This is a genomic window from Candidatus Korarchaeota archaeon NZ13-K, assembly GCA_003344655.1.
GTDB lineage: Archaea > Korarchaeota > Korarchaeia > Korarchaeales > Korarchaeaceae > Korarchaeum.
On record MAIU01000081.1, the window covers coordinates 1 to 4974 of the forward strand.

A 4974-nucleotide genomic window follows, 5' to 3' on the forward strand; every position below is an offset into this window, starting at 1 on the left:
GGACGGGGGCATAGCGTTTAGGCTTGGCGGGATGAAGAGGGATCAGCTCATTTGGGATCCGAGGGGTCGTGGGTTGAGATATCACGTCGAGATATACTTCAGCTTCAAGGGAAGGGCGACGATAACCGTAACCGACATGTGGACTTCGGAGGCGATATTTGACTGGCACGAGGGCTCTGGTGACTACGAGGCCCTCTTCGAGGCGGCGAGGAGGCTGCCGGGGCTGGCGGAGGCCTTGAGGAGAGAGAGGGTTCTGGAGGTGGTCTGATGGCCAAGGAGGTCAGACCAAAGTGCGCATACTGCGACAGGCCTGCGGAATACTTGGAATACTGGGATGACTGCGGCTTCGCGGAGTGGGATGAGTGGGTCTGCGCGGAGCATAAGGAGGCCGTGATCGAGAGGCAGAGGGCGCACCGCCACCATATCCCCGAGTTCATACCCGTCGACGAGGCCCTCCCCAGGCTGAGGAGGAGGGCCGAGGTCGGCGACCATTATGCGAGGAGGTTGCTGGGGTGGGAGTGATGGCAAGGCTCTTCTGCACGGAATACTGGGACGAGTGGTTCAAGGAGATCCGAGTGAAACGCTGCGAAAAGTCGAGTAGAATTTGCCTGGCGGAGCAACTGGGCAGGGAGGTTGACAGGGCGATCGAGGCCGGGGATGCGGCGAGGCTCAGGGAGCTTGAGAAGAAGCTCAGGGAGGCCCTCCAGACCCTGGAGAGCAGGATAAACGTGCTCGCCGAGTTCTCCGAGGACGAGGTGGACGTGGACTGGAGGGGTCTTTTGAAAAAGATGCTAGGAAAATTCCAGGTTCTGTGCGGATACGAGAGCAAATATTACGTCGCCGCGCTGGTGAAGATGGCCGCGAACCTCTACGCGATAATCGCGTGGCACGAGGGGGATGTCTTGGCCACAAAAATGATTCTATTCACGATAAAGGACGTGGATTGGGATGACGTCGAGCGGGGCGGCGGATCGCTGAACGATTTGGCTAGGCGATACTTCTGCAACTGGCTACACACTAGTGCGCTTCTAGAGAAGATAGATGAGGAGGTGCGCGAGCTGGCTCGGGAGGGAATATATGCCGACCCCCTTACCCCTTGAGGAGGGGGTGGTGTGAATGGCCGGGCAGATGGAGATATTCATGGAAATTGCGGGGGCCGTGCTTAGGTCGGCGGAGGTTTGGTTTTTGATGCGGAGATTTGGGGATCGATGTTCGGAGTGCCGCCTCGAGCCCGCCGAGCTCCCATGGAACGCATGGGTGATCCATCCCGATGGCTTCAGGGAGTTCAAGGCTGGACTCTACCGGGAGTTCCTCAGAGATGCCAGGAACTTCCTGACCGACCTCAGGGAGGCGATAAGGGAGATGAAGGATTCGGAGTATCTGCTCAGAAGATTGTTCTACGCCGTGGCCGGGGAGACGGTGTTGAAGGCCATCGACCTGAATCTGGAGTGGGTCGAGACGAGGATCTCGGAGATCGAGCGGGAGTGGAGGTCGAGGATTGGGGGCGACCGCTGATGCCCGAGGCCAGGTCTTTTTCGGCCTGGAAGTCCGAGATCGTGAGCTGGCTCATCAGCCTCCCCGACAGGGGTAGGAAGGATTCATACGTCTTCGAGGAGCAAAGGAATGCAATAATAGCCACGCTGAGATATCTGAGGACCAACATGTTGTCCAGAATTCTCGCCGACTTGCACCAGTTCTGCAGCTTCTGGGATCTGGATTTCCCCTCCGACCTCCTCCCATCACGGGAGGAGATCCGGAGGTGGTTCGAGCGGGGCGACTAGCCCCCACACCCTCCCCCTTTTTTCCGGTTTATCGCCCTTTTAGTTTCCGTATTCGTAATCGAGCGCGTGTTCTGCGGTGTGAAACGTTAAATCTAGTCGCGCAGACGTATTGGTGCGGTGAGGGACGCGGTACTCGTGACGTACATAACCAGGTACAGGGACGCGTTCACGGGCAAGTATCTGAGGAAGAGGGTTCTGGTGGGCCGGGACGGGGTGATATCGGAGGACAGCCGGCCGGGGGCGGGCGACATATTCTTCCCGGAGGACGTGAGGATAATAGGCTACGTGGTGATAGACCTGAGGAACCCGAGGCTGCCGTGCAGGTTCTACTACGACATGTTCGGGAGGCTGGTGCACGTGAGGGGGCTGCTCAGGCACCTGCCGAGGAGCTTCCTGTGAAGAGGGGTCGAGCGATCGCCCTCCTCAGGCATCCCGTTGCTTTCAGGCGGGTTCGAGCACCTCCTTGCACCTCGCGCAGATCCTGGCGATGAAGAACTCGCAATCCACCGATACGGCATCATGGCCGAAAATCTTGCAGGCCGTGAGGCGGAGAACCTGCCTCCAGATCCACCTGGCGGTCCAGGCGATCTCATCCACCATCAGCCAGAGGGGCCAGAGGGGGCCGCTCCACTCCTCCACGTAGAGCATCTCGATTACGCCCCCATCCTTCCTCCTGAACCTGGCCGTGATGTGGCACTCGGCGAGGGGGTATCTCCGCCTCCCGAGTTCGACCTCCTCCGGAGCCGGGGAGCCCTCATTCGGGATCCCGATCGCATGGGATTTGACCCTCATGGATGGCCTGCAATAGGCCATGCGTCTCCTGCTTATAAAAACTCTGCAAGAAAACTCCCTACTTTAGTGGGGAGATGAATTGCGGTAAGGCTTAAATGCTTTAACTTCCAAGTTTAGGCTTGGGATGTTCCCGTGCAAAAAGATGTTCGGGTGACGGTTGTAGGAAAGGTTTACAAGCCTAATTCAAGGAAGATCTTAGCCCTAAACCGAACGTTATATGAGTATTCCAGGCTTGTAAAGTGGTATCTCAGCTTTAACTCTAAGTCTAGGAGTTTTCTGCATCAAAACTGCTACGAAGATGCTAAACGGCTTTTCAACCTCAACACGGCTCTAATCCAGACGGCCAGAGACAAGGCCGTTGAAATCCTAAAGAGCTTTGAAAAAAAACAGGAAGGAAGGCGACGTTTTAAGGCTCAAGAGGGTTTCGATACGCTTCGATAGCAGGTGTTACCGCTTCTCCAAGACGACCAATGTCCTGACGCCATACTGGCTAACTCTAAGCCTAAACAGCATGGAGAGGGTCAGCCTGACCATAGCGTTTGGTGAAAGACAAAAGCAGAGGATTGAGGAGGCTCTTAGAGGCGAATGGCGGTTCGCAACTGTTGAGATGGTTAAGCGGGATGGAAAGTGGTTTGCCCATTTTGTTTTGAAGAAAACCGTTGAAGTTCCGGATGAGCCTGAAACCATAATAGCCATAGATAGAGGGGAGGTCAACCTAGCTGTCGCAGTCGCCATTTCAAGGGATAATCCAGCAAAACCCTTGAGGGGGCAGTTCTGGAGGGGAGAAGAGGTCAAGCGCATCAGAGGGCTTTACAGCCATATTAGAAGAGGGCTTCAAAGAAAGAAGCTTTTGAAAAAGGTTAAGGAGCTTAAGGGCAGGGAGAGGCGCAAAGTCAACGAGCAACTTCATATCATAGCGAGCCAGATAATTGCCTATGCAAAACAGTTTCCAAAGCCAGTAATAGTAATGGAGGATCTAAACGGGATACGAAGAAACTTCAAGAAGTCTAAAAAACTCAACAAGCGGTTTCACAGCCTACCCTTCAGAAAACTCCAAACAATCATAGAATACAAAGCCCTGCTGGAGGGCATAGATGTTAAATATCTGACGAGAGAGCAGACCAAGAATACTTCCAAGGAATGCCACCGATGCGGGCATGTTGCCCAAGTTAGAGGAAGGATCTTCAGGTGCCCGAGTTGTGGAATGGAATACGACAGAGATTTAAATGCGTGTATCAACATAGCCCGCAGGGTAATGGGCTCTGCGGGATGGGGGAGGCGTGGGCCCCCCAAACCGGCAGATGAGGAGACAGGCGTAAAGCCTGCTCTAAACGCCGGAAGCTCCCTACTGAAGTAGGGAGCAGCCCACATCCAATTCGGTCTCGACGGGCCAGAGCGCCCCATGGGGCGCGTGTGCGGATCGGAGGGGCGGAACGCTAATAAGCTGAATGATTCCACGGCTGATGGGATAATGTATCTCCCCGATTGGCTCAGATACATGCCCATCGTCAGGCGGCTGGTGGACTGGCGGAGGATGAGGAACGTCGGTAGGCAGATCGGGCATCTGGACGAGGGCAGGTTGAGGGATCTCCGGGACAGGCTGGACGAGCTGGCCGGCAAGCTGCGCGATCTTGGGCTGGAGCTGGGCAACGTGGCCGAAGAGTACTTCGGGACCGAGGCGGAGAAAGTCTACCTCCTGAGGGACGTGCACGAGCACGTCTGGAGGGCGTACGACCTCCTGCTCTGCGAGTTCTGCTACTTCCTGGCCATGGCCTCCGGATGGGAGGGGCGGGCGAAAGCATCCAGGAAATGGTATTTTTCCTCATCCGATTAGCCCTCGACCCCTCAGCTCCCCGCATATTTCGGCGAACAGCGGCTTGTCGAGCCATGGCTTGGAGAGCTTGAGGACGCCGTATGCATCCTCCTCCGATATCCCGGGATACAGCTCCTCGACGAGTATTATGCTCGAGGCCACCTCGAGCCACGTGGCGTCCCTGCCCCCGACGAGCGCCAGGAAGCCCTCGAGGTCGAAGCCGTCCGGCAGGGGGGCCGGGGAGATGTCCCCCCTCCGGGCCAGCTCGTAATAGTCGTTGGCGAGGGCGGGCGAGTAGGGGCCGTAGAGGTACAGCGTGAAGCGGTAGCCGAGGTCGAGCCCGAGCCTCCTGGCCAGGAAGACGTATTTCTGCAGGGGGAGCCGCTTCTCGAACTCCTCCTCCGCCCTGAACCTGTAGCCCAGCCCCTCCTCGAGGAAACGCATGAATCCGGCCAGCGCCCTCAGCCTCTCAAGGGCCTCGCTCGACAGCCTCCGCCAACCGGGGATGTGAAGCATGCCGAACACCATTATATGCCCCACGTCTTACCCGGGTTATACTGCGCTTTATGTGTTTCTGTGTTAAATAAA

At 56.6% G+C, this 4974-nt stretch carries 9 protein-coding genes and 1 pseudogene; 8 read left to right on the forward strand and 2 right to left on the reverse strand.

The annotated features are described in order from the left end of the window. From BA066_06675 to BA066_06700, 6 genes are all read left to right on the forward strand, one after another. Positions 1–268, forward strand: a 268-nt coding sequence (locus BA066_06675) for a hypothetical protein (GenBank protein RDD53001.1), incomplete at its 5' end; no start/stop codon positions are given. Continuing rightward, complete coding sequence (locus BA066_06680; protein RDD53002.1) at positions 268–522, forward strand: hypothetical protein; 255 nt, start codon at positions 268–270, stop codon at positions 520–522. The genes BA066_06675 and BA066_06680, both read left to right, overlap by 1 nt. Further along, positions 522–1100, forward strand: coding sequence for a hypothetical protein (locus tag BA066_06685; protein RDD53003.1), 579 nt, complete (start codon positions 522–524; stop codon positions 1098–1100). Before BA066_06680 ends, BA066_06685 begins: the two co-directional genes overlap by 1 nt. Positions 1101–1128: 28 nt before the next feature. Continuing rightward, positions 1129–1515, forward strand: coding sequence for a hypothetical protein (locus BA066_06690; protein ID RDD53004.1), 387 nt, complete (start codon positions 1129–1131; stop codon positions 1513–1515). After that, on the forward strand, positions 1515–1781 hold the full coding sequence (locus BA066_06695) for a hypothetical protein (GenBank protein ID RDD53005.1): 267 nt from the start codon (positions 1515–1517) through the stop codon (positions 1779–1781). The genes BA066_06690 and BA066_06695 overlap by 1 nt, the downstream gene beginning before the upstream one ends. A 117-nt stretch (positions 1782–1898) precedes the next feature. Continuing rightward, entirely contained in the window at positions 1899–2180 is a 282-nt protein-coding gene (locus BA066_06700; protein RDD53006.1) for a hypothetical protein, read from the forward strand. Between the two features lie 42 nt (positions 2181–2222). Here the strand turns inward: BA066_06700 and BA066_06705 are convergent, their stop codons facing one another. Further along, on the reverse strand, positions 2223–2573 hold the full coding sequence (locus BA066_06705; protein ID RDD53007.1) for a hypothetical protein: 351 nt from the start codon (positions 2571–2573) through the stop codon (positions 2223–2225). Between the two features lie 132 nt (positions 2574–2705). Between BA066_06705 and BA066_06710 the strand changes: the two are divergent. After that, positions 2706–3930, forward strand: a pseudogene (locus BA066_06710) (transposase). A 114-nt stretch (positions 3931–4044) separates the two neighbouring features. Further along, the gene (locus tag BA066_06715) at positions 4045–4407 is read left to right on the forward strand and encodes a hypothetical protein (GenBank protein RDD53008.1); all 363 of its coding nucleotides are present in this window, start codon (positions 4045–4047) and stop codon (positions 4405–4407) included. Here BA066_06715 and BA066_06720 read toward each other — a convergent pair. After that, the gene (locus BA066_06720) at positions 4396–4914 is read right to left on the reverse strand and encodes a hypothetical protein (GenBank protein RDD53009.1); all 519 of its coding nucleotides are present in this window, start codon (positions 4912–4914) and stop codon (positions 4396–4398) included. The two genes, BA066_06715 and BA066_06720, sit on opposite strands and share 12 nt — an antisense overlap. Positions 4915–4974 lie beyond the last annotated feature (60 nt).

Excerpts from the sequence above, each read along its gene's own strand:
- BA066_06720 (RDD53009.1), bottom strand. The coding sequence starts at position 4,914 with ATGGTGTTCGGCATGCTTCACATCCCCGGTTGGCGGAGGCTGTCGAGC.
- BA066_06685 (RDD53003.1), top strand. The coding sequence starts at position 522 with ATGGCAAGGCTCTTCTGCACGGAATACTGGGACGAGTGGTTCAAGGAG.
- BA066_06695 (RDD53005.1), top strand. The coding sequence starts at position 1,515 with ATGCCCGAGGCCAGGTCTTTTTCGGCCTGGAAGTCCGAGATCGTGAGC.
- BA066_06715 (RDD53008.1), top strand. The coding sequence starts at position 4,045 with ATGTATCTCCCCGATTGGCTCAGATACATGCCCATCGTCAGGCGGCTG.
- BA066_06680 (RDD53002.1), top strand. The coding sequence starts at position 268 with ATGGCCAAGGAGGTCAGACCAAAGTGCGCATACTGCGACAGGCCTGCG.
- BA066_06690 (RDD53004.1), top strand. The coding sequence starts at position 1,129 with ATGGAGATATTCATGGAAATTGCGGGGGCCGTGCTTAGGTCGGCGGAG.
- BA066_06705 (RDD53007.1), bottom strand. The coding sequence starts at position 2,573 with ATGAGGGTCAAATCCCATGCGATCGGGATCCCGAATGAGGGCTCCCCG.